This window comes from Amycolatopsis sp. NBC_01286 (assembly GCF_035982555.1).
Lineage (GTDB): Bacteria > Actinomycetota > Actinomycetes > Mycobacteriales > Pseudonocardiaceae > Amycolatopsis.
Genome location: NZ_CP108428.1, coordinates 1,884,081 through 1,905,895 on the forward strand (window position 1 = coordinate 1,884,081; position 21,815 = coordinate 1,905,895).

The window sequence follows — 21,815 nt, forward strand, 5'->3', positions numbered from 1 at the left end:
CGCCCTATTGGCTCTGCTGCATCTGCGCGCGGTAACCCTCAGCGAGCTCCTTGAGGAACTGCCGGGTCTCCTGCCGCTCCAGCGCGGCTCCGCGCAGCCTGTCCCACGAGTCGACGAAGATGTTGAAGTCCTTGACGTCGTCGAGGTACAGCCCGCCCGCGGAGTGCTCGATGTAGACGAAGTCCCGGGTGCGGTCCGGGAAGCGCATGATCGTGAAGTCGTTGGGCACCGCGGCCAGCCGCGCGCCGAAGGGCAGCACGTGGACGTAGACCCGCGGGTGCCGCTCGAGCGAGAGCAGGTGCTCGACCTGGTCCAGCATCACCGCGGGCGCGGACCCGCCGGGCGCCCGGCGCAACGCGCCCTCGCTGATGATGAACCGGTAGTACGGCGGCTGCTGCTGTTCGAACACGGCTTTGCGGTCGAGCCGGTTGCGCACCAGCGACGTCACGTCGGTGGCGCCGAACTCGGTGAACTGCTTGAGCATGTAGTGCTCGGACTGCAGCGGGCCGGGGATGCGCTCGCCGTGCCAGGTGAGGATCTCCGCGGCGGCGGGTTCCAGGTCCGTGAAGGTGCGGAACCAGTGCGGCACCACGGAGCGGTAGCCGGACCAGTGGCCGCGCTGCCCGGCGGCCGCGCGCGCCAGGTTCATCAGCGTGTCGGCCTCTTCGCCGTTGATCCCGAACGCGTTCAGCATCGATCGCACATCCCCGAGCTTGACCCCGACGGCACCGGACTCGATCTTGTTGACCTTGCCCTGGGTGCAGCCGAGAACCTCGGCAACCTGCTGCTGTGTCATCCGCGCCGCGGTGCGGGCGTGCCGGAGCTCGTTCCCGAGCTGCTTCCGGCGCGAGGTGACGGTGCTGGCCATCGCCCTGCTCTCCCGGACCACTATCAAGCGATGACGGCCCGTATCCGGAGCCGTCATCACACGCGAACTATCGAACCCACCCAGGTTAGTGCTTGCCCTGCGGATCTCGATGATGACATCGCGCAGCGTTCCAGGAAATGTCGCGGAACGCCAGCCACCTGGGTTGTCACTCGCCTGGACCAGTGAAATTCCGAATTATTCCGCCAACCGGCGGAGCCGGGTCTCGGGCAGACTGGTGCGCGTGACCGATCGTTCTCCCGCCGCTGCCGCCGTCACCCGGCTGGCCGACCAGGTCCACGGGTACGTCCAGCCGGACGGCTCCTGGTACATCAACAACTGCGGGTTCGTCGCAGCCGGTGACCACACCGTGCTGATCGACACCTGCTCGACCGAACGCCGCACGCGCGCGCTGCTCGCCGCCGTCGAAGGCGCCACCGGCCGCCCGGTGACGACGCTGGTGAACACCCACCACCACGGCGACCACACCAACGGCAACTACCTGGTCGAGGGCGCCACGATCATCGGGCACCGCAAGACCCGCGAGCTGATGGTCGCCGAGGGCATCCAGACGTTCGACGGCATCTTCACCGGCAACGACTGGGGCGAGCTGCGGTCGCGCCCGCCGGAGGTCGTGTTCGACGACCGGCTGACCGTGCACGCCGGCGACGTCACGATCGAGCTGATCCACCCCGGCCACGCGGCCCACACGACCAACGACGTGCTCGTCTGGCTGCCCGAGCAGCGCGTGCTCTACGCCGGTGACCTGGTGTTCAACGGCGGCAGCCCGTTCGCACTGATGGGCTCGGTGGCCGGCTGGCGCAAGGCCCTCGACGTCATCCGGGAGCTGGAACCCGAAGTGATCCTGCCCGGCCACGGCCCCGCGTGCGGCCTGGACGTCGTGGACACAGTGGACGGCTACCTGGCCTTCGTCCAGCGGACGGCCGAGCGCGGGAAGGCCGCCGGGCTGGGGCCGCTGGAGCTGGCCAAGGACACCGACCTCGGCGAGTTCGCGTCGCTGACCGAGCAGGAGCGGCTGCCGGGCAACCTGCACCGGGCGTACGCCGAGCTGGACAGCGCCGAGTGGGGCGCGCAGATCGACCTGGTCGCGGCCGTGATGGACATGGTCGCGTTCAACGGCGAGCCGATCCGGTGTTTTTCCTGAACTGAGTGGCCCCCATCGCCGTGACCTCCCTTGAGGCGTCGATCGGACTAGGGTCTGAATCGAGAGAGTCTTCGGAAGGATGCGGATGAGCAAGAAGGCGAGCATCGGGGTCACCGGCCTGGCGGTCATGGGCCGCAACCTGGCCCGGAACCTGGCGCGGCACGGCCACACGGTGGCCCTGCACAACCGGTCCGAGGAGCGGACCCGCACGCTGGTGGACCAGTTCGGCGACGAGGGCGACTTCATCCCGGCGTACTCCGCGCAGGAGTTCGTCGACGCGCTGGAGCGGCCCCGGCAGGTCGTGATCATGGTCAAGGCGGGCGGCCCGACCGACGCCGTCATCGACGAGTTCGCGCCGCTGCTGGAAGACGGCGACGTGATCATCGACGCCGGCAACGCGCACTTCGCCGACACCCGACGTCGTGAGAAGGCCCTGCGCGAGCGCGGGCTGCACTTCGTCGGCAGCGGCGTCTCCGGCGGCGAGGAAGGCGCGCTGCACGGGCCGAGCATCATGCCCGGCGGCTCGAAGGAGTCCTACGAGTCCCTCGGCCCGCTGTTCGAGGACATCTCGGCGAAGGTCGACGGCGAGCCGTGCTGCACGCACATCGGCGCCGACGGCGCCGGGCACTTCGTGAAGATGGTGCACAACGGCATCGAGTACGCCGACATGCAACTGATCGCGGAGTCGTTCGACCTGCTGCGCGGCGCGGGCGGCTACTCCCCCGCGGAGATCGCCGACGTGTTCCGGACCTGGAACACCGGCCGGCTCGACTCGTACCTGATCGAGATCACCGCCCAGGTGCTGGCGCACGTCGACAAATCGTCCGGCAAGCCGTTCGTGGACGTCGTCGCGGACGCCGCCGAGCAGAAGGGCACCGGCCGCTGGACCGTACAGATCGGCCTCGACCTCGGCGTCCCGATCTCGGGCATCGCCGAAGCCGTCTTCGCGCGTTCGCTGTCCGGCTCGACGTCGCTGCGCTCGGCCGCTCGCGGCCTGGGCGGCCCGGCGCGCTCGCCGCTGACCGGCTCGTCGCTGGAGCGCTTCGCCGACGACGTCGAGCAGGCGCTGTACGCGTCGAAGGTCGTCGCGTACGCGCAGGGCTTCAACCAGATCCAGGCCGGCGCGACCGAGTACGGCTGGGACATCGACCTCGGCAAGGTCGCCTCGATCTGGCGCGGCGGCTGCATCATCCGCGCGAAGTTCCTCAACGACATCACCGCGGCCTACGCCGAAGAGCCGGGCCTGCCGACCCTGCTCACCTCGGGTGGCTTCCGCAAGGCCGTCGAGGACGCGCAGGACTCGTGGCGCTCGGTGATCTCGACGGCGGTCAAGCTGGGCATCCCGACGCCGGGCTTCTCGACGGCGCTGGCGTACTACGACGGCCTGCGCGCCGACCGCCTCCCGGCGGCCCTGGTGCAGGGCCAGCGCGACTTCTTCGGGGCGCACACGTACCGCCGCGTCGACCGCGACGGCTCGTTCCACACGGCGTGGGCCGAGGACGGCCGCCCGGAGTCCGACGCCTGAGTTCAAAGCCGTGAAGGCCTCCTTACCGGCTCTTATGGCCGGTAAGGAGGCCTTCACGGCTTTCCGGGGTGCCTGAGCGGGAAGACCCCCTGGTCCATCCCGATCAGAGCAGCGTCACTGGCCTCGCGCGGCGAGGATCTCCGTCAGGACCGCGACGATCTTCGCCTCGGCCTTGTCCTTCTTGATCCCCAAGCCGTCGAGCACCTGGAAGCCGACGCCTTCGCCCTGCTCCAGCAGCGCCAGCAGGATGTGCTCGGTGCCGATGTAGTTGTGCCCCAGCCGCAGCCCTTCGCGCAGGGTCAGTTCCAGGGCCTTCTTCCCCCCGGGGCTGAACGGCATCGGGCTGGGCACCTCGCCGGCCGGCTCGGGCAGCTGGGCTTCGGCCGTCTCCTGGACGGTCTCCAGCGTGACGCCCTGGGCGAGGATCGCGCCCGCGGCGAGCGCCGCGGGCTCGGTGAGCAGGCCCAGCACGAGGTGCACGGTGTCGATCGCCGGGCTGCGGTGGTCGATGGCCGCCTTCTGCGCGGCGACGATCACGTGCCGCGCGCGGTCGGTGTAGCGGCCGTAGACGCGCTCGATCGCGCCGGAGACGTCACCACCCGGGTCCACCTTCGGCACGAACCGCTTCTGCGCGGCCTGCTTGGTGACGCCCATGCTCTTGCCGATCTCGGTCCAGGACGCGCCGGAGCGGCGAGCCTGGTCGACGAAGTGGCCGATGAGGTGGTCGGCGACGTCGCCGAGGTGCTCGCCCATGTAGACGGCGTCGGAGAGCTGGGCGAGGGCGTCCTGGTCGTTGTTGCTCTTGATGGCGGTGATGAGGTCGTCGAGTTTGACGGAGTAGTCAGGCAGGTTCATGCCGTCAACTGTAGGTTGACGCACTGGGTGCGTCAACCACGAGTTGACGATCTCAGGCGACGCGGGTCTTCAGGTGCGCCTTCAGGTCGAACCCGCTCGCTTCGAGGTCCGCGTACGCCGGTTGCGGGTCGGCGGTGAACAGCCGCCGCGCTGCGATGTGGTCGGCCGGGCGGTTCACCGACTCGACCGCGATGAGGACGTCGTCGCGGAAGGACAGCACCGAGAACTTGCCCGCCTCGCGATCACCCGCCACCACCGTCCGGTCGGCGCGGTCGAGGATCCCGGCGATCTGCAGCTTCGCGCCCGACTGGTCGGTCCAGAACCACGGCAGGCTCGCGTACGGCTCTTCGGTGCCGGTCAGCGCCGCGGCCACGCACCGGGCCTGGTCGACGGCGTTCTGCACCGACTCCAGCCGGGTCGCCGCGCCCGCCTGCACGCACGGGAAGTTCGCGCAGTCGCCGATCGCGAAGATCCGCGGGTCGGCCGTGCGCAGGTGCGCGTCGACGACCACGCCGTTCGCGATGTCCAGCCCGGCGGCCTCGGCGAGCGCGGTTTCCGGCACGACGCCGACGGCGATCACGACGAGGTCGGCGGGCAGCCGCGTGCCGTCGGACAGCTCGACCTCCCGCACCCGCGAGTCGCCGTGCAGCGCGGAAACCCCTTGGCCGAGCAGGACCGTGTGCCCGGCCTCGCGGTGCAGTTCGGCGAAGTACCCGGAGATCTCGGGTGACGCGACGCGGTTGAGCAGCCGGTCCTGCGCCTCGACGACCGTCACCGGCCGGCCGGCGTGGGACGCGAACTCGAGCCCGATGAAGCCGCCGCCGACCACGACGACGTCCTGCGCGCCGGACAGCGACGCGCGGAGCCGGTCGGCGTCGTCGCGCGTGCGCAGGGCCAGCACGCCCGGCAGGTCCGCGCCGGGCACCGGCAAGGCCCGGTTGCGCGCGCCGGTGGCCAGGACGAGGTGGTCGTAGGCCAGCTCCTCGTCGTCGTCGAAGTGGACGCGGTTCGCGGCCCGGTCGATCGACTTGACGCGCGCGTCGACGAGTTCGATGCCCTTCTCGGCGAAGAAGTCCTCGCCGCGCAGGTGCAGCTGCTCGAGCCCGGCGGTCCCGGCCAGGTAGGCCTTCGACAGCGGCGGCCGCTGGTACGGCACGCCGGGTTCGTCCCCGACCAGCACGACCCGGCCGTCGAAGCCCCGGTCGCGCAGCGACGCCGCGGCCTGGAACCCGCTCTGCCCGGCGCCGACGACCAGAACCGTGCCCACTCCCTGCTCACCCATGGTTTCATCTGAGCACAACCCGCTCGGCTCGTCGAGGAGTCGATCAGTGGGGTTCGCCGCTGGTCCGCAGCGCGCGGGGGGCGCCGAGGACCCGCGAGATCCCCCGCGCCGCCGCGCGCACGGCCGGGACCAGCGTTCTCGGGTCGGTTCCCTCCGCCGGCACGACCACCGAAATCGCCGCCGCCACCTCGTCGTCGGCGCCGAAGACCGGGGCCGCCACCGAGAGGGCGATCAGCTCGATCTGGCCGTCACTGATGGCGTACCCGTTGCGCCGGACGTCCGCGAGGACGCGACGCAGCTCACCTTCCGAGCTGATCGTCTTGGGCGTGAACACCTTCAGCGGACTCTCGACGACCTCCGCTTGGACGTCGGCCGGCGCGTGCGCGAGCAGCACCTGGCCGACGCCGGTCGCGTGCGCCGGCAGCCGCCCGCCGACCCGGGTCAGGACGTTGACCGCACCGCGGCCGGAGATGCGTTCGACGTAGACGACCTCCGGCCCGTCGAGCACCGCGAGCTGCACGTTCTGGTGCGTGGCCTCGTAAAGGTCCTCCAGGAACGGCATCGCGCTCTCCCGGAGTTCGGCCCCGTGCGGCGCGAGCGAAGCGACCTCCCACAGCCAGAGCCCGACGCGGTACGCACCGGCGTCATCCCGGACGAGCGCACCACGCCGGGTCAGCTCCCCGGCCAGCCGATGCGTGGTGGACAACGGCAGTCCGACGCGGCGGCTCAGCTCGGACAGCGTGAGTTGCGGCCGCTCGGCGGAGAACGCGCCGAGCAGATCGAGAACACGATCAACCACCGACGGCGGCCGCTGCGCGCTGTGTCGCATGGGGATCAGTCTTCGCACCATCGGCTGGACCCGCAACCCGCGACCAAACCGCCCAGGGTCCGGGGCGTGTGGGCGGTGCGGCCTGCGCCAACGACTTCGGCGGCAGTTGGCGACGCCGACCACGACCTTGGCGCAGGGTTCCCGCCACAGCTGGGGTAACTGCGGCTGATCCAGCGGGTCGCCCCGGGACGAACCCGGGGCGACCCACCTCAGAGGTCGTCGTCCGGGAGCAGTGGTCGCATGAACGACCGGCGGTACCGCACCACGCAACCGCTTTCCTCGCGGATCTTGTCGGCCTCGATGAAGTCCGGGTCGACGCCGAACAAGGTCCGGTACTGCTCGTACGCGGCGAAGCTCTCGAAGCTGAACAACGCGCGCGCTTCGTCGCTCGCGCCTTCCGACGGCAGGAAGTAGCCGTGGTGGACGCCGCCTTCTCGCTGTACCAACCGCATCCAGGCGGCGGCGAACCGTTCGAAGTCGGGCAGCTTCGCGGGGTCGATGACGTAGTCGACGACGCAGGTGATCATCAGTGGCTGCCCCAGACTCGGTCGGCCGTCTTCACGATCAGCTCCAGCTTCCGCAGCTGGTCGTCCACGGTGAGGTCGTTGCCTTCCTCCGTCGAAGAGAACCCGCACTGTCCCGACAGGCAGAGCCGGTCGACGTCGACGTACCGCGACGCCTCCTCGATCCGCCGCACCAGGACGTCCGGGTCCTCCAGCTCCGGCCGTTTGGTGGTGACCAGGCCGAGCACGACCTTCTTGTCCTTCGGCACGAACCGCAGCGGCTCGAAACCACCGGAGCGTTCGTCGTCGTACTCCAGGAAGAACCCGTCGACGGCCAGCTCGCCGAACACGGCTTCCGCGACGAACTCGTAGCTCCCGGAAGCGGCCCACGACGAGCGGAAGTTCCCGCGGCACAAGTGAGTTGTCACCGCCAGGTCGTCCGGCCGGCCCTCCAGCGCCGCGTTGATCGTCGCGATGTTGCGCAGGTGCTGGGTGTCCGGGTCGCCGCCCATCCGCTGGACGAGCTCGCGCTGCGCCGGGTCGTTCAGGTACGCGAGGCTCGTGTCGTCGAGCTGCAGGTAGCGGCAGCCGAGGCCGGCCATCGCGGTGACCTGCGCGGAGTACGCCGCGCTGAGGTCGGTGAAGAACTCCTCCAGCTCCGGGTAGACGGTCTCGCTGACCGCCGCCCGGCCGCCGCGGTAGTAGACCATGCTCGGCGACGGGATGGTCAGCTTCGGCGTCACGCCGGCGTCCACATGGGACTGCAGGAACCGGAAGTGGTCGGCGAAGATCGGCTCCTCGAGCCGGACCTTGCCGTCGACCTGCAGGCCCGGCGGGCTGAACTCGAGGTCGCCCGCCAGGTTGTGGAACTTGACGTGCAGCCGTTCGTCGCTCTTGGAGATGCCGCCGAGTGCGTAGATGAAGTCCATGTGCCACGAGGCCCGGCGGAACTCGCCGTCGGTGGCCGAGCTCAGCCCGGCCGCTCGCTGCATCTTGATCACGTCACGGATCGCGTCGTCTTCGACCGCGCGGAGCTGCTCCGCACCGATCTCACCGCTTTCGTGCCGCCGTCGCGCGTCGCGCAGCACCGGGGGCCGCAGGAGGCTCCCGACGTGATCGGCGCGAAACGGCGGGCCCACCTGGGAAATACCGCCCGATGTCATGCACCGATGGTCACACATCGCGGCCCGATCCGCCGCACCCCGGAAACACGATCATCACGGCGGCGTCTTGCTACCGTCATCCGAAGCGCGTTGGCTGGCACGGCAAAAGGGGGCTGTTGATGACGAAACCCGAGGTCCACCCGGTAGACCAGGGCCTGCCCGCCGGCCGCTTGGCGCTGCTCGGCCTGCAGCACATGTCGATCATGTACGCCGGCGCCGTCGCGGTGCCGCTGATCGTCGGCAGCGCGCTCAAGCTCGACGCGGCGACGATCGGGCTGCTGGTGAACGCCGACCTGCTGGTCGCGGGCATCGCCACGCTGATCCAGTCGATCGGCATCGGGAAGCTCCTCGGCATCCGGCTGCCGGTGGTGGCGGGCGCGACGTTCAGCGTCGTCAACCCGATGATCCTCATCGCGTCGCAGTACGGCCTGCCCGCGGTCTACGGCGCCATGATGGCGTCCGGGGTGTTCGGACTGCTCATCGCGAAGCCGTTCGCGAAGCTGATCCGGTTCTTCCCGCCGCTGGTCACCGGGACGCTGCTGCTCGTCATCGGCGTCTCGCTGCTCGGCCCGGGCGCCGGGCTGATCGCGGGCAACGACCCGACCGCGCCGGACTACGCGGCCCTGTCGCACATCCTGCTCGCGTTCGGCGTGCTCGCGCTGCTCGTGCTGTTCACGCGCGTGCTGCGCGGCTTCGCCAACCAGATCGGGCCGCTGCTGGCCCTGGCGATCGGACTGGTCGTCGCGATCCCGCTGGGGCTGGTGCACTGGGACGGGCTGAGCGCGGCCGGCTGGTTCGGGCTCGCGGCGCCGTTCCACTTCGGCGCGCCGACGTTCCCGGTCGCCGCGGTCCTGTCGATGTGCGTGGTCATGCTGGTGACGTTCACCGAGTCGACGGCCGACATGATCGCCGTCGGCGAGATCACCGGGCGCCCGCCGACGGACTCCGACCTCGCCCGCGGCCTGGCCACCGACGGCTTCTCGGCCGTGCTCGGCGGCGTGATGAACTCCTTCCCCGACACGGCTTTCGCGCAGAACGTCGGGCTGGTGCGGATGACCGGCGTGCGCAGCCGCTGGGTGGTCGCGGTGACCGGCGGGATCCTGGTGCTGATGGGCCTGGTCCCGAAGATCGGCGCGTTCATCGCGGCGATCCCGCAGCCGGCGGTCGGCGGGGTCGCGGTGGTGATGTTCGCGATGGTCGCCGCGGTCGGCGCGCAGAACCTCCGCACGGTGGAGTTCTCCGGCAACCACAACACTTTCGTCGTGGCGGTGGCGCTGGGCGTCGGCCTGCTGCCGGCGTTCGCGCCGAAGATCTTCCAGCACTTCCCGGCCTGGCTGCAGACGATCGGCGGCAGCTCGATCACGGTGACGGCGGTGCTGGCCTTCGCCCTGAACCTGCTCTTCAACCACCTCGGCCGACGCGAAGAACCGGACCTGCTCACAGGGTCTTGAGCAACCGTTCGACGAATTCGGCGCCGACGCCCGGTTCGACCGGGAGCCGAAACAGGACGCGCAGGTACAGCGGGGCCAGGACGTGGTCGAGGACGTCCTGCACCGACGGCACCGCCTCGCCGCGTGCGGCGGCCGCGTCGAGGGCCTGCTGCAGGTCGTCGCCGCGGGCCCGGAGGTACTCGATCGGCTCCCGTTCCGGGGCCATGGTCGCGACGAGCGCGCGCAGCAGGATCTGGCCGTGCCGGTCGCGCATCGCGCGTTCGACGCCGGCCGCCCAGCCCGTCAGGTCGCCGCGCAGCGAGCCGGTGTCCGGGATCGGCGACGTCTCGCGCAGGCGCGTCACGGCGGCGTCGAGGAGCAGGTTGTCGAGGTTGCCCCAGCGGCGGTAGATGCTGGTCGGGTTGACGCCCGCCCGCTCGGCGATCTTCGGGACCGTGGCGTCGGTCTCCCCCGCGGCGAGCAGCTCGACGACGGCGTCGTGCACCGCGTCGCGGACGCGGGCGCTGCGGCCGCCGGGTCGGGTCATGAGGTGATCCTAAAGCAAAGGTACTTGCTTTAGCGAGTCGCGTCTGCGTACCTTTAAGGCAAATCGAATTGCCTTAAGGAGCGAGACCATGGCCCGCAAGATGACCCGTGAAGAGCGGGAAGCGTTCCTCGCCGAGCCGCGCGTCGGCGTGCTGAGCGTCGCCGCCGAACCCGGACGCGCACCGCTGACCACGCCGATCTGGTACCGCTACGAGCCGGGCGGGGACGTCATGGTGATGACGTCCCCCGGGCTGCGCAAGACGCGGCTGATCGAGGAAGCCGGCCGGTTCGCGCTGTGCGTGCAGGAGCAGGACGGCGTCTACAAGTACGTCTCGGTCGAGGGGCCGGTCGTCAAGACGTGGCCGATGACCAAGGCGGAACGGCACGAGGTGGCGGCCCGCTACCTGCCGCCCGGCATGAGCGAGGCGTACACGGACGCGACCGACGCCAGCCACGGCAACAACATCGCCATCGTGATGCGCCCGGAACGCTGGAACACGTCCGACTTCAGCGACCTCGGCGAGCAGCTCGGCTGATCACCAGCAGATGATCAGGATGCACGTGACCTGGTGCGGCGGCGAAGTCGACGTCGTGGGCGGTGGCGGCGGCTGCTGACCACCGGCCGGGGTCGTCGTCGTGGCCGGGGCGGTCGTGGAGCCCGGCGCGCCGGCGGTCGGCACGGTGGTCGCCGTCGCGGATTCGGTGCTGCTCTCGGCGTCCGACGGCCGGCCCGGCACCTCGGTGACGGTGCCCTCGTGCGTGCCGGGGACGACGACGTCGCCGCCGGTGCCGCCGCCGACCCCGCCGTCGTTCGGCGAGTCCGTCGCCTGGCCCGCACCGCCGAGGCCGGTGGTGCGCTGCGGCATCGGGACGACCTGGATCTGGTCGACCGGCGCGGCGTCCTGGCGCACCTGACCGCTGCTGAACGCGACCAGCACCGCGGCGGCCCCGCAGCCGATGACGACGGCGAGCATCACCGCGACCACCCGCCACCGAGACTGCACCGGCCGGTCGCCCCAGCCCTCGCGCACGAGCAGCTCGGCGACCGATACCTCGTCGTTCACGGCCGTATTTTTACCGCACAAAGCACCCGAACGGGTGAGGTACCGGCAAAAATTCGTTACGTGCTGTGTGATCTGACGGTCAGTGACTATCCACAGGGGTTTCACAGCTGCGGTTGGGGAGAATCCCAGCATGCCCGGCGAAGCTGAAACCATGCTGCTGAAAGCCGAACCGCGGGTCCTCGACCTCGCGGGTCCGGCACGGCGCAACTGGCGGCAGTTCGTCCGGTTCATCCCGAACCCACGGGCGACGCCGTTCACCTTCGGCTATCTCGTCCTCCTGCTCGGCACGACCCTGCTGCTGCGATTCGCCGACACGGACCTGACCGACCGGCTCCTCCGGCTGTCCAGCACCGACGCCCACAACCTGTGGCGGCGGCCGCTGACCTCGCTGCTGACCAGCGCGCTCTGGCTGGCGGACGAAGGCTGGCTCGTCTACGTCCTCATCTTCGCGATCGCCGTCGCGCCACTGGAACGCCGGTTCGGCATCCGCCGCGTGGCCACCGTGTTCTTCTCCGGCCACGTGCTCGCCACGCTCGTCACCGAGCTGCCGGTGATGGCTTTGATCAGCGCGCACGTCCTGCCGAGCTCGGCCGGGCACTGGCTCGACATCGGCGTCAGCTACGGCTTCTTCACCACGGCCGGCGCCCTGGTTTTCCTGCTCCGCGGCCGCACCCGGCTCCTCGCGATGGCCGCGATGGAGGCGTTCGTCGCGGTGATCTACCTCAGCGACGACCCCACGACCCTCGACTCGGTCGTCACGCTGCTCGGCCACGCCGTCGCCGCGCACTTCGGGCTGCTGTTCTGGGGCCCGCGGTTACGCCGCGCATCCGCAGGCCGGACGCGTATTCCGGCGGGTATGCACGGGCCGGAGTCGGTGGTGTAATCGACGGGCCACAGCCGAGCAGCATGGGGGACGGACGCACATGGAGGCAGACTCCCTCGCCGAGCTGGTCGAGCTGAGTCCGGACGCGATCTGCGTCCACGAGAACGGCGTCGTCACCTACGCCAACCGTGCCGCTCTGGACGCGTTCGCCGCCTGCTCCGCCGACGAGGTCGTCGGCCGTCCGTTCACGGACTTCGTCGCCGAGGACTCCCGGCCCGCGCTGCTGGAGAAACTCGCGCTGCTGGCCGGGCCCGGCGCCGCCACCGAGCCCGTCGAAGCCTTGATGTCCCGGCTGGACGGCAGCAAGTTCGCCGTCGAGGCGCAGACCATGCGCACGGCCGGGCCCGGCTACCAGGTCGTCATGCGTGACATCACCGCGAAGAAGGCGGCCGCCGACGCCCTCCGCTACCAGGCCGCGCTCGTGTCGCACGTCAGCGACGCTTTGATCGCGACCACCGGCGAAGGTGTCGTGACCAGCTGGAACCCGGCCGCCGAGACGGTGTACGGGTGGACCGCGGCCGAAGCCGTCGGACGCCGGGCGAGCGAGCTGGTCGGCGCGCCGCTGGAGCTGCGTCGCGGTGGCGTCGCCGAAGCCGTCCACCGGCGACGGGACGGGGCACCGCTGACGGTCCGCGTTTCGGCAGCTGAGATGAACGACGGCTGGGTGCTCGTCTGCGCCGACGAAACCGCGCGGCGGCGGGCCGAGCAGAACTACCGCACGGTCGTCGCGTCGCTCGACGAAGGCGTGCTGCTCATGGGGCCGACCGGGCTCGTCGAAGCGGCGAACCCGGCGGCGTGCCGGATCCTCGGCACCGCCGAAGCCGACCTCATCGGCGTCCCGTGCCACTCGCTCGTGCTGTTCACCGAGTCCGGGCAGTGGATCCCGCCGGACGAGATGCCGTCGGTGCGGACCCGGCGGACCGGGGTCAGCTACAACGGCCTCGTCGTGCGCCTGCGCCGGCCGGACGGCCGCGACGTCTGGGTGTCGCTGACCTCCCGGCTGCTCGACCCGGACGACCCGACGGCGGCCGCGGTCGTCACGTCGTTCACCGACATCAGCGAGACCCGCGCGATCAGCGCCCGGCTCGCGCACGACGCCACCCACGACCCGCTGACCCGGCTGGCGAACCGGACGCTGGTGCTCGACCGCCTCGACGTCCGGGGCCGCCGCGGCCCGGCGACCGTGCTGTTCCTCGACCTGGACAAGTTCAAGGTCATCAACGACTCCCTCGGGCACTCGGTCGGCGACCAGGTGCTGCGGATCGTCGGCGAGCGGCTGCGGCGCTCGTCGGGCCGCGCCGACCTGGTCGGACGGCTCGGCGGCGACGAGTTCGTCATCGTCACCGACGAGGTCACCGAGCCCGGCGAGGTCCGCGCGCTGGCCGAGCACCTGCGGGCCGCGCTGGCCGAGCCGATCGGCGTGCTCGGCCGGCAGCTGCACCTCGACGCCAGCATCGGCGTCGTGCTCGTCGACGGCGCCGACCAGCGCAGCGCCGAGGACCTGCTGCGCGACGCGGATGTCGCGATGTACCAAGCGAAAACGCTTGGACGCGGGCGGCACCACTTCTTCGACGTCGGCCTGCGCGAACGGATGCAGCGCCGGCTGCGGATGGAACAGGACCTGCGCGACGCGGTCCACGAAGGTCAGCTCTGGCCCGCTTACCAGCCGGTGGTCGACCTGAAGACCGGCGAAATGGTGGCGGTAGAAGCGTTGCTGCGCTGGACACATCCCCGGCTCGGCCCGATCTCCCCGGCGGAGTTCATCCCGCTGGCCGAGGAGAGCGACCTGATCAACGTGATCGGCAAGGAGATGCTGCGCGCCACCACCCGCGAACTCGCCTGGCGTCGCACCAACCAGGGCTTGGACCTGACGCTGAAGGTGAACCTTTCGACGCGGCAGCTCGACGACCCGCACCTGGTGCCCGCTGTCCAGGACGCGCTCGCGAGCACCGGGCTGCCCGCGGGCGCGCTCTGCCTGGAGGTCACCGAAAGCGCGTTGATGCGCGACCAGGAAGCGGCCGGGGAAGTGTTGGCAGCACTGCGATCCCTGGGCGTGCTGCTGGCGATCGACGACTTCGGCACGGGCTATTCGTCGCTCGCGCAGCTGCGCCGGCTGACGCTGGACACGCTCAAGATCGACCGCTCGTTCATCACCGGCATCGCCGAATCACACGACGCCGAGGCGATCGTCACGAGCATCATCGCGATGGCCCACGCGGTAGACCTGACCGTGATCGCCGAAGGCGTCGAAACCGCGGAGCAGCTGGAGCTGCTCCGCCGCCTCGGCTGCGACCAGGCGCAGGGATTCCACCTGGGCCGGCCGATCCCGGCGGACGAACTGTTCGGCAGCCGGTAGCCGCTCGAGGTCAACCCTCGTGGATCACCTCGCGCACCTCGACGGCGGTGTACTGCGCGTCCGGGATCTTCCCGGCCAGCTCGACAGCCCGCTCCTCACTCTCGACGTCGACGACGTAGTAGCCGCAGAGGAAGGAGGCGGACTCGACGAAGGTGCCGTTCTCGACGCGCGGCACACCGTTCTCGACCCGGACGGTCCTGGTACCGGCGGGATCGACGAGCGCCTTGGTCTCGACCATCTCGCCGGAGCCGGTGACGAGCTTGATGAAGTCGCCGTGGCCTGCGTAGACGCCGTTCTTCTGGTCGTCGGTCAGGGTGCCCCAGAGGGCGGGGTTCATGTGCAGCGTGAGCAGGTATCGCATATCGGCTCCCCGTAATGGGTGGCGGCCCGTTCTCGGGCTGCCTTCGCCGGTAGGTCGACGCCGTTCGCCGCGTCCGGACATGGCCGTCCGGGGTTCACTCGTTCGGCCTAACGGGCACACTGCTGGGGTGGCGTACATCAGGTTCCAGAGCGCAGAGCCCAACTCCGAAGGCCGCCATCCCGGGTTCTTCGGCTTGATCAACGACCTGAGCCGGCCCGGCAACTGGTCGATCGGGCCGCCGGCTACCTCGAAATCCTCGACACCCACGGCGTCCGGTGCGAACGACTGGTTTCCCGGCAACCGCCGGGGCGGATCGTCTACGAGGACGCTGATCAGATCGTGGTCGTGCCGCGCTGATCGTCTCCGGCAGAATCGGGCCGTGGACACCGCTCCGTTCCCGTTCCGCGGCCGCGTCGTGTGGCTGACGCCCGAGCAAGGCGGGCGCACCTCCGGCCCGCCGCGCGCCGATGGCCGGTACGCCGCGAACACCTTCGTGCCGCCGGAAACCGCTGACACCGGGCTCGCGTCGTTCGTGGTGCGAGGCGTCCCTGCCGGCGAACTCACCTGGGCGGCCGAGGGGCGCTGGCTGATCGTCGAGAACACCGGCCCGCAGCGGATCCAGGCCGGCACGGTGGTCGTGATCACCGAAGGGCCCAAGCCCGTCGGGTACTTCCACGTCGAGGAAGCCGGATAACGAAAAAACCGCCTCGACTGAGTCGAGACGGCCTTCGTGAGCGGTGGCCAGGGCCGGGGTCGAACCGGCGACCTTCCGCTTTTCAGGCGGACGCTCGTACCAACTGAGCTACCTGGCCGGGAACGCCGGCCTGGAGCCGAACGATCTTGCGACCCTGACGGGACTCGAACCCGCGACCTTCGCCGTGACAGGGCGACGCGCTAACCAACTGCGCCACAGGGCCTTGCGTACTGCTTTCGTTCCTTTACTACTGTACTGCGTACTCCCAACGGGATTCGAACCCGCGTTGCCGCCTTGAAAGGGCGGAGTCCTAGGCCGCTGGACGATGGGAGCCCGATCAGTTTCGGCTAACCGACCGACCGCGCTCTCAGGTTGTCCCCCGGGAGCGATTACAAGCATAGGGCACGCCACCACCCCTTTGCACCGGGGGTTCCTTAACCCCTCGGCAAAGCCGGGACCTGCGCAAACTCCGCCAGCTCCGCCAGGCGACGGCCGAACTCGGCGCGCTCGGGCTCCGTCAGTGCCGACGTCAGCAGCTCGCCGACGCGCTCGTCGGTCAACGCCTCGGCTCGGTGCCAGCGCTCACGCAGGTCCGGCTTGCGCGCCGCGGACGCCACGAGCTCGTCGGCCGCCTCCGCGGGCCACGCCGTGCGCAGCAGGCGCTCGCGGCCGCCCTCGGGGTCGGCCACCACCGCTTCCGGCACCGACAGGCCCACGGCCCGCAGCGCCGCGAAGTGCAGGCCGCCGCGCAGCTCGCGGAAGACCATCAGGGCGAAGCCCAGCCGTTCCGCGTCGCCCTCCGGGCGCGAGGCGTTCTTCCAGCCGGCGAACAGCGCGAGGCCGCTCGCGTCCGCCGTGTCGACCACGCGGAACAACAACTCCGCCAGGCGACCCGGCTCCGGTGCGGCCGAAAGGCTGACGCGGGACCAGCGCGCCGATGACTCCGCGTAGACGCGGACCGCGGCGGGTGCGTCCAGGGCCGCCGTCGCCGGCGGCAGGACGAAGTCGAACAGCCAGTGCGGGAAGATGCCGAACAGCTCCGCGGCCACCTTCGGCGGGACGTCACCGAGCACCGCCGAGCGGCCTCGCACGTACAGCGAACGCGGCGGCAGGCCCACCTCGGCTTCGACCGCCGCCAGCTCCGGCGACGTCATGAACCTGCCGCCCAGCACCTGCACCACCGGGCGGATCCGGTTCGCCAACCCGGCCGCTTCCTCGATCGCCAGCATGTCCGGCCCCTTTCGACGCAGCAAACGTAACACTGTTACGAAACCAGTGTCAAGGAACCCGCGAAGACCTGGGAATCATTGCCCGAAAGGGCGGCAACCTGCACGAACATCACCGGAAAGGCCCGGCGGCGACCACCTGGACCGCCGGACCCGCCGACCACCTCACCGCTGGACCGGCGCCTGCCCGTCTTCATCCAGGTTCAAGCCGAGCATCTCCAGCAGCTGGACGCAGTCGTCGACCCCCAGCGCACCGTTCGCCACGGCCAGCCGCGCCCGCCGGACCTGGTCGTCCGACACCCGCTGCGTATCAGCGGCACCACTGCGCTGCGCCGGCAAACCCCCGGCGAGCGCGGCACCACCCCCATCGGCACCTTCGTACCGAAGGAGGAACTCCCGCACTTCGACAGACCCGCTCATAGCCCCTCCACACGGCTCACAACAACTTGGCCGCGAGGCTAACCAGCGCCGGGCGCCACACACAGCCCCCCGGAGAGTGAACCTGAGGCCACGCTCCGCTCAACGCAGCGCAATCAGCACGCCCGGAGAACAACACCACCCGAACGAACGTCACCCCAGCGCAAAGTGACACCCCACGCGGAAATTTCCCGCTGTCCACTCGCCCAACCACGCAACTCGTGCAACAATCGAGGTGCTGACACACCCCCGGTCAGCGCCTGTGGAGATCCCCTCCGACCCCCGCGTTCCTCCCCCTGGCGCGGGGGTCCTCCATTTCTCGGGGGGCTTCGGGCTTCGCCCTTCGCTCCCCGGTCATTTCGGCGTATCTCCCGGGGGGCCGAGCCCCCCGGACCCCCACGGTGCGGCCGCCGGACTTCCAGCGTTTACCCGGTCACCTTTGCCGTCTTTGTTGCGTTGTTCTTTGGGTGATCGACTCGTACTGTTAGTGACTGATTGCGGTGCGTTTAAGTAAGGTTGGGCTGTTCAGGTGGGGGTTGGGCTGATCGGGTAAATAAAGGGGCGTGTCGTGGCTCACAGTGGTTTGTGTGGTGAGACCCAACCGTTATCGTGTGGCTCGTGCCCCTTCCCTCACTCGGCCGCTTAGGCAGCCGCACGAACCTCAAGGCAGTGTCCTCCGGGCGTCACCGCGGTGCCGCCAAGACCGCCGACGACGGTGTTGTCGAGGACAAGGAACTCACGAGCTACCTGGCCGCCCTGGCGCCTGATGCGGACAATGAGAGCACCGGGACCGGCAAGCGCTTCGGTGAGGCGCAGGTGTTCCAGCTGCGCATGAGCCTCATCGCCAGCAAGCAGCTCACCGACGTCGCCGAGGCCCGCGGCATCTCGCCCCAGGCCCTCGCTCAGGAGTGGATCCTCGAGCGGCTCAACTGGGAGGGGCAGGCCGCCTCCCTCCAGGACCAGCGGCAGGTCGGGGCCGAAGAGGTCACCGACCTCACCGACGAGTTCCACTTCCCCGCCGACGCGTTCGACGCGCCGGCCGTCGGACGGCGCTGACCAGCCCCCGCAACTCATGAGAAAGGGCCCCCGGCGGAAGCCGGGGGCCCTTCACTCAGGCCTTGAGAGACGCAAAGGGCCTGCGAGACTTGTTCAGCCGTCGCCCGCCGCAAGGGCGTGCGCACGAACCAGCGGGTCTGTGTGCGGGGCGCGGTGGGCTGACCGGAACAAGCCTCGGTCTCAGATCGCGCGGACCTTCTGGGCCTGCGGGCCCTTCTGGCCCTGGCCGACCTCGAACTCCACTCGCTGGTTCTCCTCGAGGGTGCGGAAGCCGCGGCCCTCGATCTCCGAGTAGTGCACGAACACGTCGCCTTCTCCGCCGTCCTGCGCGATGAAGCCGAAGCCCTTCTCCGCGTTGAACCACTTCACAGTGCCTTGCGCCACCGCTGTTCTCCTCGTTGCACAGATCCGCTTCGAATGCCACCGAAGCGGCACCCCGGCCGTCCCGGGCGGTTCCAACGAGTCGAGTCAAGAGCGTGTCGGCTCCATGGCTCGCGTCAGAAGTTCCGCGAGTGTGAAGCCACGAACACGCAAAACGACGGCCTCCGAGCAGACTACCGGGATCTGGCCAAAGTTGAACCCCGTGATCGAGGCGAAAAACGCCTGCACGGGCCAAGGTCACCGGAACGTCGTAGGGCTCCGCACCCGCTTCTGTCGGACCCACCGGTTAGTCTTGCGCGGCACATCGGCTCCGTGATCACCGGATACGGCTCGGAGTCGGTCGTGCCCCCTCTGTATAAGCCCCTCCGGGCGACTGTGACGCTCGTCACTCGAACACCGCTCAACGTTCGAGGTCCGCGAGGCGTCTCGTAAGAGGGGAAGCACCAAAGGGGCAAAGGGGATTGGCAGTGACGGTGAAGACTTCCACGCGGCGCCGGGGCGCGGCTGTGGTACTGGGCTTGGTCGCCGTGCTGGCGCTGGGGGCGTGCAGCAGTGAACCCACGGTGTCGGCGAGCGGGACGTCGGGCGGGGGCCCGACACCGGCGCCGGCGCCCGCCGCGCAGCCCGCGAAGCTGGCGGTGACTCCGGCCGCGGGCGCGCAAGACGTTGCGCCCGGCGAACCGGTCGGCGTCAAGGTCGACAGCGGCACGATCCTGTCGGTCACGCTGACCAACCCGGACGGCAAGCAGGTCCAGGGGCAGACGTCGGCGGACAAGAAGACCTGGAACACCACCGAGCAGCTCGGCTACGGCAAGACCTACACCTGGTCCGGCCAGGCCGCGGGCGCCGACGGCAAGAACGTGCCCATCGGCGGCACGTTCACCACCGTCAAGCCGAAGCGGCAGACCCAGGCCAGCCTGAACGTCGGTGACGGCCAGACGTACGGCATCGCGATGCCGATCGCCCTGAGCTTCCCGAGCCGCGTCACCGACAAGGCCTCCGTCGAGAAGGCGCTTTCCGTCGAGACGACGCCGAAGACCGAGGGCTCCTGGGCCTGGCTGGACGGCGACACCTCGGTGCACTGGCGGCCGAAGGAGTACTTCAAGCCCAACACGCAGGTGAAGGTCAACGCCAAGATCTACGGCGTCAAGATCGGCGAAGGCGTGTACGGCAAGCAGGACGTGTCGGCCAGCTTCGCGATCGGGCGCTCGCAGATCGTCAAGGGCAACACCACGCAGCACACCATGCAGGTCATCCGGGACGGCCAGCAGATCGCGGACTACCCGGTGAGCTACGGCCTCGACTCCGACCCGGGCCGCGTCACCCACAGCGGCACGCACGTCGTGATGGGCAAGCAGTCCACCTACGCGATGAGCAACCCGAAGTACCACTACGAGAACGTCGTGGTTCCGTGGGCGGTCCGGATCTCCAACAACGGCGAGTTCATCCACGGCCTGGCCGCGTCGGTCTGGGCCCAGGGCAAGAAGAACATCTCGCACGGCTGCCTGAACCTCTCGCCCGCGCGCGCCAAGGAGTACTACGACGGCGTGCTCACCGGCGACCCGGTGGAGATCACCGGCAGCACCCAGACGCTGACCGCCAAGGACGGCGACTACAGCGACTGGACCTACGACTGGGCGAGCTGGCAGAAGCTGTCGGCGCTCGCCGGCTGAGAAAGACCTTCGAGGAACACCGGGCGGCCGGGAAGTCCAGTGCGGACTTCCCGGCCGTTCGTGCTTTTCGCGAAACCCGGGAATCCGATGCAACCCCGGCGAGCACCCACCGCATGACTACGGGCAGAGGCGCGGCGATCGACAGCCGCGTCCGCGAGAATGAGGAGCTGTCTTGCGTATCCGCATCGCCCTGTCCCTCGGCGCGCTCGTGCTCGCCGGTGGCGCCCTGACCGGTGGCGTCGCCATGGCCCAGTCGCAGCCGACCGCGCCGCCCCAGGCGACGACCCGGCCGGCCGAGCCGCCGACCCAGGCTCCGGTCCCGCCCCAGTCCACCCGCAAGCCCCTGCCGGCGCCGAGCGCCGTCCCGGCGACGACGAAGGCCCCGCGCGCCGAGCAGGCTCCGCGCGTCCCCCGCGCCGTCCCGGCCGGCCCGACCGGTGATCTGCACCTGCCGGCCATCGGGGTGACCCGGTAGTCAGGTGATCACCCGCTCCCGTCCGTCGACCGGGCCGGGCTCGCCGTGGGACGGCGAGTTCGCCCGGTACTTCGGCGAGCGTGCGCACAGCCTCCGGTCCACGGCGTACCTGCTCTGCGGTGACTGGCACCAAGCCGAAGACCTCACGCAGGCGGCCCTGATCAAGCTGTACCTCGCCTGGCCGAGGCTGTCGCGCCACGACACCCTGGACGCCTACGCCCGCAAGGTCGTGCTGCGCACGTTCCTCGCCGAGCACCGGCGCAGCAGGTGGAAACGGGAGCGGCTCACCGACACCCTGCCGGAGCTCCCGGCGGAAGCCGGGAGCGAGCAGGACACGCTGGTCCGGCAGGCTTTGGCCGTGCTGGCCCCCAAGCAACGCGCCGTGCTGGTGCTGCGGTACTTCGAGGACCTGAGCGTCGAGGAGACGGCGAAGGCGCTCGGCTGCAGCACCGGCACGGTGAAGAGCCAGGCCTCCCGGGGCCTGGCCACCCTGCGCAACCGGCTCGGCCCGCATTACACCGCGCTGACGTTCAGCGCACCCACGGAGGGGAGGTGACGAACGTGGACCCCGAAGACGACGTCCGCGTGATCCTGACCGGCGCGACCGGTGACACGCCGCCGATGCGGCTGGAGGCCGCCGACGTGATCGAACGCGGCGGCCGGATCCGGCAGCGGCGCAAGCGGCTGGCGGTCGTGGGCACTTCGACCGCGACGGCGGTGATCCTCGCGGTGGCCGGTTTCCTGGCCGGCCACCGCCTCGGGCCGCCGGACCCGGTGCAGCCCGCCGACCCCGGCCTGTCCACGATCGGCACCACCGCTCCCCCGTCGCCGCGGCCGATACCGTCCCAGGAGGAGGTGCCGGCGACGTCCATCGCGCCGCCGGAGGCCCAGCCGGGCCGCTCGGTGCCGAGCACGCAGCGGCCGTCGAGCCCGCCGGTCGCCGCGACCACCCGGAAGTCGAAGCAGCCCTCGTCGGTCTCGCTGCCGCCGCCGTCCGCGAACCCGACCGAGACGGCCCCGGAAGCACCGCGGACGACGTCTCGCTGACCCACTACGCACGTGTGCC

24 protein-coding genes and 3 tRNA genes are annotated in these 21,815 nt (G+C 70.1%); 12 read left to right on the forward strand and 15 right to left on the reverse strand.

The annotated features are described in order from the left end of the window. Positions 1-4: 4 nt before the first annotated feature. Positions 5-868, reverse strand: a complete 864-nt coding sequence (locus OG570_RS09080) for a helix-turn-helix domain-containing protein (RefSeq protein WP_247060191.1) — start codon at positions 866-868, stop codon at positions 5-7. Positions 869-1,109: 241 nt separating this feature from the next. Between OG570_RS09080 and OG570_RS09085 the strand changes: the two genes are divergently transcribed. Beyond that, a complete protein-coding gene (locus tag OG570_RS09085) occupies positions 1,110-2,030 on the forward strand; it encodes an MBL fold metallo-hydrolase (RefSeq protein WP_326956219.1) in 921 nt (306 codons plus the stop codon). 85 nt (positions 2,031-2,115) lie between these two features. After that, positions 2,116-3,555: an NADP-dependent phosphogluconate dehydrogenase gene (gene gndA / locus OG570_RS09090; protein ID WP_247060189.1), complete on the forward strand. Its 1,440-nt coding sequence runs from the start codon at positions 2,116-2,118 to the stop codon at positions 3,553-3,555. 114 nt (positions 3,556-3,669) lie between these two features. Here gndA and OG570_RS09095 read toward each other — a convergent pair whose 3' ends face one another. The 5 genes from OG570_RS09095 to OG570_RS09115 all read right to left on the reverse strand — a co-directional run bounded on the left by OG570_RS09095 (position 3,670) and on the right by OG570_RS09115 (position 8,187). Continuing rightward, a complete protein-coding gene (locus OG570_RS09095) occupies positions 3,670-4,410 on the reverse strand; it encodes a Clp protease N-terminal domain-containing protein (RefSeq protein ID WP_326945811.1) in 741 nt (246 codons plus the stop codon). Positions 4,411-4,462: 52 nt separating this feature from the next. Further along, on the reverse strand, positions 4,463-5,677 hold the full coding sequence (locus OG570_RS09100; protein ID WP_326959936.1) for an NAD(P)/FAD-dependent oxidoreductase: 1,215 nt from the start codon (positions 5,675-5,677) through the stop codon (positions 4,463-4,465). A gap of 58 nt (positions 5,678-5,735) precedes the next feature. Then, complete coding sequence (locus tag OG570_RS09105) at positions 5,736-6,521, reverse strand: IclR family transcriptional regulator (protein ID WP_326945810.1); 786 nt, start codon at positions 6,519-6,521, stop codon at positions 5,736-5,738. 209 nt (positions 6,522-6,730) lie between these two features. Beyond that, positions 6,731-7,048 (reverse strand): NIPSNAP family protein, encoded by a 318-nt coding sequence (locus OG570_RS09110; protein WP_247060184.1) that lies wholly within the window; start codon positions 7,046-7,048, stop codon positions 6,731-6,733. Next, complete coding sequence (locus OG570_RS09115; RefSeq protein ID WP_326956220.1) at positions 7,048-8,187, reverse strand: 5-methyltetrahydropteroyltriglutamate--homocysteine S-methyltransferase; 1,140 nt, start codon at positions 8,185-8,187, stop codon at positions 7,048-7,050. Before OG570_RS09115 ends, OG570_RS09110 begins: the two co-directional genes overlap by 1 nt. Positions 8,188-8,306: 119 nt before the next feature. Between OG570_RS09115 and OG570_RS09120 the strand changes: the two genes are divergently transcribed. After that, positions 8,307-9,638: a nucleobase:cation symporter-2 family protein gene (locus OG570_RS09120; protein ID WP_326956221.1), complete on the forward strand. Its 1,332-nt coding sequence runs from the start codon at positions 8,307-8,309 to the stop codon at positions 9,636-9,638. Here the strand turns inward: OG570_RS09120 and OG570_RS09125 are convergent. Further along, positions 9,625-10,164, reverse strand: a complete 540-nt coding sequence (locus tag OG570_RS09125) for a TetR/AcrR family transcriptional regulator (RefSeq protein ID WP_326956222.1) — start codon at positions 10,162-10,164, stop codon at positions 9,625-9,627. The genes OG570_RS09120 and OG570_RS09125 overlap by 14 nt on opposite strands. A gap of 88 nt (positions 10,165-10,252) precedes the next feature. Between OG570_RS09125 and OG570_RS09130 the strand changes: the two genes are divergently transcribed. Next, positions 10,253-10,699 (forward strand): pyridoxamine 5'-phosphate oxidase family protein, encoded by a 447-nt coding sequence (locus OG570_RS09130; protein WP_326956223.1) that lies wholly within the window; start codon positions 10,253-10,255, stop codon positions 10,697-10,699. On the opposite strand, the gene OG570_RS09135 is transcribed toward OG570_RS09130, so the two are convergent. Then, the gene (locus OG570_RS09135) at positions 10,700-11,227 is read right to left on the reverse strand and encodes a hypothetical protein (RefSeq protein ID WP_326956224.1); all 528 of its coding nucleotides are present in this window, start codon (positions 11,225-11,227) and stop codon (positions 10,700-10,702) included. A gap of 130 nt (positions 11,228-11,357) precedes the next feature. Here OG570_RS09135 and OG570_RS09140 point away from each other — a divergent pair, with 130 nt between their 5' ends. Together OG570_RS09140 and OG570_RS09145 are read left to right on the forward strand one after the other, a co-directional pair. Continuing rightward, on the forward strand, positions 11,358-12,110 hold the full coding sequence (locus OG570_RS09140) for a rhomboid-like protein (RefSeq protein WP_326956225.1): 753 nt from the start codon (positions 11,358-11,360) through the stop codon (positions 12,108-12,110). 40 nt (positions 12,111-12,150) lie between these two features. Next, a complete protein-coding gene (locus OG570_RS09145; RefSeq protein WP_326956226.1) occupies positions 12,151-14,466 on the forward strand; it encodes a sensor domain-containing protein in 2,316 nt (771 codons plus the stop codon). Between the two features lie 10 nt (positions 14,467-14,476). On the opposite strand, the gene OG570_RS09150 is transcribed toward OG570_RS09145, so the two are convergent. Continuing rightward, complete coding sequence (locus tag OG570_RS09150; protein ID WP_326956227.1) at positions 14,477-14,827, reverse strand: YciI family protein; 351 nt, start codon at positions 14,825-14,827, stop codon at positions 14,477-14,479. 379 nt (positions 14,828-15,206) lie between these two features. On the opposite strand from OG570_RS09150, the gene OG570_RS09155 reads away from it, so the two are divergent. Beyond that, positions 15,207-15,521, forward strand: a complete 315-nt coding sequence (locus tag OG570_RS09155; RefSeq protein ID WP_326956228.1) for a hypothetical protein — start codon at positions 15,207-15,209, stop codon at positions 15,519-15,521. Between the two features lie 44 nt (positions 15,522-15,565). Here the strand turns inward: OG570_RS09155 and OG570_RS09160 are convergent. The 5 genes from OG570_RS09160 to OG570_RS09180 all read right to left on the reverse strand — a co-directional run bounded on the left by OG570_RS09160 (position 15,566) and on the right by OG570_RS09180 (position 17,167). Then, positions 15,566-15,639 (reverse strand) — tRNA-Phe (locus tag OG570_RS09160). Between the two features lie 31 nt (positions 15,640-15,670). Then, positions 15,671-15,744: transfer RNA gene (locus OG570_RS09165), tRNA-Asp, on the reverse strand. A gap of 37 nt (positions 15,745-15,781) precedes the next feature. Then, positions 15,782-15,854, reverse strand: a tRNA-Glu gene (locus tag OG570_RS09170). A gap of 101 nt (positions 15,855-15,955) precedes the next feature. After that, entirely contained in the window at positions 15,956-16,750 is a 795-nt protein-coding gene (locus OG570_RS09175) for an SCO6745 family protein (protein WP_326956229.1), read from the reverse strand. A 162-nt stretch (positions 16,751-16,912) separates the two neighbouring features. After that, entirely contained in the window at positions 16,913-17,167 is a 255-nt protein-coding gene (locus OG570_RS09180) for a hypothetical protein (RefSeq protein WP_247060133.1), read from the reverse strand. Positions 17,168-17,782: 615 nt separating this feature from the next. On the opposite strand from OG570_RS09180, the gene OG570_RS09185 reads away from it, so the two are divergent. Next, entirely contained in the window at positions 17,783-18,220 is a 438-nt protein-coding gene (locus OG570_RS09185) for a hypothetical protein (protein WP_326945766.1), read from the forward strand. A 180-nt stretch (positions 18,221-18,400) separates the two neighbouring features. Here the strand turns inward: OG570_RS09185 and OG570_RS09190 are convergent, their stop codons facing one another. Then, the gene (locus OG570_RS09190) at positions 18,401-18,604 is read right to left on the reverse strand and encodes a cold-shock protein (protein WP_003097368.1); all 204 of its coding nucleotides are present in this window, start codon (positions 18,602-18,604) and stop codon (positions 18,401-18,403) included. A 470-nt stretch (positions 18,605-19,074) separates the two neighbouring features. Here OG570_RS09190 and OG570_RS09195 point away from each other — a divergent pair, with 470 nt between their 5' ends. The 4 genes from OG570_RS09195 to OG570_RS09210 all read left to right on the forward strand — a co-directional run bounded on the left by OG570_RS09195 (position 19,075) and on the right by OG570_RS09210 (position 21,796). After that, the gene (locus OG570_RS09195; protein WP_326959939.1) at positions 19,075-20,274 is read left to right on the forward strand and encodes a L,D-transpeptidase; all 1,200 of its coding nucleotides are present in this window, start codon (positions 19,075-19,077) and stop codon (positions 20,272-20,274) included. Positions 20,275-20,446: 172 nt separating this feature from the next. Continuing rightward, positions 20,447-20,749 (forward strand): hypothetical protein, encoded by a 303-nt coding sequence (locus OG570_RS09200; RefSeq protein WP_326945765.1) that lies wholly within the window; start codon positions 20,447-20,449, stop codon positions 20,747-20,749. 4 nt (positions 20,750-20,753) lie between these two features. Next, a complete protein-coding gene (locus OG570_RS09205; RefSeq protein WP_247060129.1) occupies positions 20,754-21,305 on the forward strand; it encodes a SigE family RNA polymerase sigma factor in 552 nt (183 codons plus the stop codon). Beyond that, positions 21,302-21,796, forward strand: a complete 495-nt coding sequence (locus tag OG570_RS09210) for a hypothetical protein (protein ID WP_326945764.1) — start codon at positions 21,302-21,304, stop codon at positions 21,794-21,796. The genes OG570_RS09205 and OG570_RS09210 overlap by 4 nt, the downstream gene beginning before the upstream one ends. The last annotated feature ends 19 nt before the right edge of the window (positions 21,797-21,815 follow it).

What these genes read in the sequence shown, in the direction of transcription:
- OG570_RS09105 (WP_326945810.1), bottom strand. Translation starts at nt 6,521, where the DNA reads ATGCGACACAGCGCGCAGCGGCCGCCGTCGGTGGTTGATCGTGTTCTC.
- OG570_RS09115 (WP_326956220.1), bottom strand. Translation starts at nt 8,187, where the DNA reads ATGACATCGGGCGGTATTTCCCAGGTGGGCCCGCCGTTTCGCGCCGAT.
- OG570_RS09175 (WP_326956229.1), bottom strand. Translation starts at nt 16,750, where the DNA reads ATGCTGGCGATCGAGGAAGCGGCCGGGTTGGCGAACCGGATCCGCCCG.
- OG570_RS09125 (WP_326956222.1), bottom strand. Translation starts at nt 10,164, where the DNA reads ATGACCCGACCCGGCGGCCGCAGCGCCCGCGTCCGCGACGCGGTGCAC.
- OG570_RS09110 (WP_247060184.1), bottom strand. Translation starts at nt 7,048, where the DNA reads ATGATCACCTGCGTCGTCGACTACGTCATCGACCCCGCGAAGCTGCCC.
- OG570_RS09120 (WP_326956221.1), top strand. Translation starts at nt 8,307, where the DNA reads ATGACGAAACCCGAGGTCCACCCGGTAGACCAGGGCCTGCCCGCCGGC.
- OG570_RS09145 (WP_326956226.1), top strand. Translation starts at nt 12,151, where the DNA reads ATGGAGGCAGACTCCCTCGCCGAGCTGGTCGAGCTGAGTCCGGACGCG.
- OG570_RS09095 (WP_326945811.1), bottom strand. Translation starts at nt 4,410, where the DNA reads ATGAACCTGCCTGACTACTCCGTCAAACTCGACGACCTCATCACCGCC.
- OG570_RS09180 (WP_247060133.1), bottom strand. Translation starts at nt 17,167, where the DNA reads ATGAGCGGGTCTGTCGAAGTGCGGGAGTTCCTCCTTCGGTACGAAGGT.
- gndA (WP_247060189.1), top strand. Translation starts at nt 2,116, where the DNA reads ATGAGCAAGAAGGCGAGCATCGGGGTCACCGGCCTGGCGGTCATGGGC.
- OG570_RS09140 (WP_326956225.1), top strand. Translation starts at nt 11,358, where the DNA reads ATGCCCGGCGAAGCTGAAACCATGCTGCTGAAAGCCGAACCGCGGGTC.
- OG570_RS09150 (WP_326956227.1), bottom strand. Translation starts at nt 14,827, where the DNA reads ATGCGATACCTGCTCACGCTGCACATGAACCCCGCCCTCTGGGGCACC.
- OG570_RS09080 (WP_247060191.1), bottom strand. Translation starts at nt 868, where the DNA reads ATGGCCAGCACCGTCACCTCGCGCCGGAAGCAGCTCGGGAACGAGCTC.
- OG570_RS09130 (WP_326956223.1), top strand. Translation starts at nt 10,253, where the DNA reads ATGGCCCGCAAGATGACCCGTGAAGAGCGGGAAGCGTTCCTCGCCGAG.